Genomic DNA, 685 nt, shown 5'->3' on the forward strand with positions numbered 1-685 from the left:
GCAGATGCTCGAACTCTGGTGTGTGGAGTTGCGTCAGGTCAAAGCCAATCTCAAGGCGCTGTCTGCCCATCCCAGTGTGGCCGCCCCGGCCGCCGCCTTCCTCGATGGGGTGCTTGGCCCTGAGCGGCGCAAGACCGGCTGGATGCGCGCCGAAGCCGCCGGCGACTCGGGGCCCTGGCGCCAGCAGGCGGTGCTCGGGCGCAGCCACTGGGAGGCCGATGGCTTAAGGGACATGGTGCGCGCCTATGCGCTTGAGACGCTGGCCTCACCTGGTGCGGTGCTGGTGATCGACGAGACCGGCTTTCTCAAGCAGGGCCAGCACTCGTGCGGGGTCGGGCGCCAGTACACCGGATCAGCGGGCAAGATCGCAAATTGCCAGATCGGCGTGTTTGCGGCCTATGTCTCGGACAAGGGCTGCGCCTTCATTGATCGTCAGCTGTATCTGCCCAAGGACTGGACAAGTAAGCCCGAGCGCCTTGCCGCGGCTCAGGTGCCTGACAACATCCGCTTTGTCACCAAGCCTCAGATCGCCGCGCAGATGATCGAACGGGCCTTGGCGGCCGGCGTGCCGTTCGAGTGGGTGGCCACCGACACGGTCTCCGGCGTGGGCAAAGTGGAGATGCTGTTGCGCCGGGCCGCCAAGGGCTCTGTGCTCGGCGCGCAAGCCACCGACCGGTTCAACGCC

At 66.6% G+C, this 685-nt stretch carries 1 protein-coding gene; it reads left to right on the forward strand.

Annotated features, from left to right (window positions below; all coding sequences use genetic code 11):
- Positions 1-4: 4 nt before the first annotated feature.
- Positions 5-685 (forward strand): IS701 family transposase (locus LG661_RS24795; RefSeq protein ID WP_230534654.1); only part of this gene is annotated, 681 nt, incomplete at its 3' end.

The sequence above is a fragment of the Microvirga roseola genome, assembly GCF_020866965.1.
GTDB lineage: Bacteria > Pseudomonadota > Alphaproteobacteria > Rhizobiales > Beijerinckiaceae > Microvirga > Microvirga roseola.